At 76.8% G+C, this 3,026-nt stretch carries 4 protein-coding genes; all 4 read left to right on the top strand.

What is annotated here, in order from left to right:
* Positions 1–25: 25 nt before the first annotated feature.
* Positions 26–715: a ribonuclease HII gene (locus HMPREF3105_RS09255; protein WP_141762483.1), complete on the top strand. Its 690-nt coding sequence runs from the start codon at positions 26–28 to the stop codon at positions 713–715.
* Between the two features lie 116 nt (positions 716–831).
* Positions 832–1,155 (top strand): DUF2469 domain-containing protein, encoded by a 324-nt coding sequence (locus HMPREF3105_RS09250; RefSeq protein WP_002853817.1) that lies wholly within the window; start codon positions 832–834, stop codon positions 1,153–1,155.
* A 134-nt stretch (positions 1,156–1,289) separates the two neighbouring features.
* The gene (locus tag HMPREF3105_RS09245) at positions 1,290–1,709 is read left to right on the top strand and encodes a YraN family protein (RefSeq protein WP_002853815.1); all 420 of its coding nucleotides are present in this window, start codon (positions 1,290–1,292) and stop codon (positions 1,707–1,709) included.
* A partial coding sequence (locus tag HMPREF3105_RS09240) for a YifB family Mg chelatase-like AAA ATPase (protein WP_070709337.1) occupies positions 1,706–3,026 on the top strand: 1,321 nt, incomplete at its 3' end. The genes HMPREF3105_RS09245 and HMPREF3105_RS09240, both read left to right, overlap by 4 nt.

Raw genomic sequence — 3,026 nt, 5'->3', positions numbered from 1 at the left:
AAGAGGCCACCGTCCACGCTCGGGGCTGGCCGCGCCGGTCCTCGCCGCGCGGGGAGTGGACCGGGTGCTGGTGGCGGGCATGGACGAGGGGGGCCGGGGCGCGCTGGCCGGGCCCGTCGTCGTCGGGGTGTGCGCCGCGTGGCTGCCCGCCGCGGGGCAGATCCCTCCGGTGCGCGACTCCAAGGCGCTCACGGACCGACGCCGGCGCGCCCTGGTCCCGCAGATCGAGGACTGGGCGGCCGGGGTGGCGCTCGGGGAGGCCGGCCCCGCGGAGATCGACGCGCTCGGGATCTCGGCGGCCCTCGGTCTCGCCGGGCGCCGGGCGTGGGCGGCGCTGTGCGACGCGGTGGGGCAGGAGCCGGTCGCCCTCGTGCTCGACGGCCGGGACGACTGGCTGAGCCGCTCCGATCCCGACGCCGGCCCCGTGCCCGCGCCGCGCCCGGTGCCGCCCGTGCCCACGATGCTGGTGCGGGCCGAGGACCGGTGCGCGACGGTGGCGGCCGCGTCGATCGCCGCGAAGGTGGCCCGCGACGACGTCATGATCGCCCTCGACGCGGCGCACCCGGGGTACGGGTGGGCCGGGAACAAGGGGTACGGCTCGGCCGCGCACCGGGCCGCCCTGGCCGAGCGCGGGGCGAGCCGGCAACACCGGCGCAGCTGGAACCTCGGGCTGCCGGGCGCGCCCGCGCAGGCGCCGCCCACCCTGTTCGACTGAGCCCCTGGGGTCGGGCGCGGCCGCCCGTTCGACGTGCGACCCCCGGACGGGGGAGGATGGAGACCGTGCGTGCCCGGACTGTCGCGGGTGCGCGGCGAGCACTGAGGAGGCATGTCATGAGCGCAGACGACGTCGAGGACTTCGAGGCCGAGGCCGAGCTGCTGCTCTACCGCGAGTACCGGGACGTGGTGGGCCTGTTCCGCTACGTCGTGGAGACCGAGCGGCGCTTCTACCTCGCCAACGACGTGCGGCTGACGCCCCGCCAGGCGGACGGGGACGTGTTCTTCGAGATCCTGCTCGAGGACGCCTGGGTGTGGGACGTGTACCGCACGCAGCGGTTCATCAAGCGCGTGAAGGTGCTGACCTTCAAGGACGTGAACATCGAGGAGCTGCCCACCGAGGACCTGACGGTCCCGCCGGACGGCCAGCTGCCGAGCTGACCCACCCCTGATCGGCCCCGAGGGCGGGACGCCGACGTCCACTCCTGCACAGGCGTCCGGCCCCGCACAATCTCCGCCGCCACCCACCCGGCGACCCCGCCCGGGACCACCCTGGTGCCCAGGAGGTGGTCGGGATGACGGGGACCGCGGAACGGATCGGGGCGCAGCCGCCCGGAGACAGGCGCGCCAGCCGCGCGCACACGGCACTGGGCCGGTTCGGCGAGGACGCCGCCGCGCGCTGGCTCGCCGAGCGCGGCTACGTGATCGCCGACCGCAACTGGCGGGGCGAGGCCGGAGAGCTGGACATCGTGGCCCACCACGCGGGCTGGTGGGTGGGCGTCGAGGTGAAGACCCGCTCGGGCCTGGCCTTCGGCGACCCGTTCGAGTCGATCGACCGGCGCAAGCTCACCCGGCTGCACCGCCTCACCGCGGCGTGGGTGCGGGCCCACGCCGCGGACCGCCGGGGGACGCCCTGGCGCGTCGACGCCGTCGCCGTGCTGGTGCCGCGCACGGGCGGGATCCGCTTCGATCTGCTGCAGGACGTGCGGCCGTGAGCGGCATCGGACGCACCCGCTCCATCACGCTGGCGGGTCTGCGCGGGGAGGTCGTGCACGTCGAGGCGGACATCGCCCAGTCCCTGCCCGGGTTCACCCTCCTCGGCCTGCCGGACCAGGCGCTGCAGGAGAGCCGGGACCGCATCCGCTCCGCCGCGCGCAACGCCGGACTGCCCCTGACCCGGCGGCACCTGACCGTGAACCTGCTGCCGGCGGGGGTGCACAAGCGGGGTGCGTGCCACGACCTGGCGATCGTCCTGGCGGCCTACGCCGCGGACGGGCGGGTGCGGAACGTCGAGGGGCCCGTGTTCCTGGCCGAGCTCGGCCTCGACGGCGCCCTGCACCGCTCGCCGGAGACCGTGGCGATGGTGATGGCCGCCGTCGACGCGGGGTGCTCCGAGGTGGTCGTCGCCGAGGATGCGGAGGCCGAGGCCCGACTGGTCCCCGGCGCCGAGGTCCGCGGCTTCGCCCATCTGCACGACGTCATCCGCGCCTTCGGCGGGGAACCGGACGGAGAGCCGCCCCACCGCCCGGCCCGACGGCAGGTGACAGCCCCGGAACCGGAGCCGGCCCGTGCGGTGCCCGACCTCGCCGAGGTCGCCGGACAGGCCGAGGCCCGGTTCGCGCTCGAGGTCGCAGCCGCCGGCGCCCACCACCTGCTGCTCATGGGCGCCCCGGGGGCGGGCAAGACCATGCTCGCCGAGCGCCTGCCCGGAATCCTGCCTCCCCTGGACCGGCGCACCGCGCTCGAGTGCGCCGCCCTGCGCTCCCTCCGCGGCGGCGACGCCCGTGTCCGGCGCAGGGGCGGGACGGCCCAGGGGTTCGACGGTGACATCGACCGGACCCCGCCGTTCGAGGCACCCCACCACTCGGCGTCCCGCTCGGCCCTCGTGGGCGGCGGCAGCGGCCTCGCCCGGCCGGGAGCGGCCTCCCTCGCCCACGGCGGCGTGCTGTTCCTGGACGAGGCCCCCGAGTTCGAACGGCGCACCCTCGAGGCGCTGCGCCAGCCCCTCGAGTCCGGGGAGGTGCTGCTGCACCGGGCCCTCGGCGCCGTCGTCTACCCGGCCCGGTTCCAGCTCGTGCTGGCCGCCAACCCCTGCCCGTGCGGCAAGGGCGGTGGCACGGGCGTCGAGTGCCGGTGCAGCGTGCCCGAACGCCGCCGCTACGCCCAGCGGCTCTCCGGGCCGCTGCTGGACCGCGTCGACCTGCAGGTCACCGTGCGGCCCGTCGAAGCGCGGCAGCTCACGGGGGCGCCCGCGTCCGAGACCACGTCGCAGGTGGCCGCCCGGGTCGCCGCGGCCGCCGACCGCCAGGCCC

The sequence above is a fragment of the Micrococcus sp. HMSC31B01 genome (assembly GCF_001816085.1).
GTDB lineage: Bacteria > Actinomycetota > Actinomycetes > Actinomycetales > Micrococcaceae > Micrococcus > Micrococcus luteus.
The sequence above is the reverse complement of the archived record's forward strand: the minus strand, read 5'-3'. Positions and strand labels throughout refer to the sequence as shown.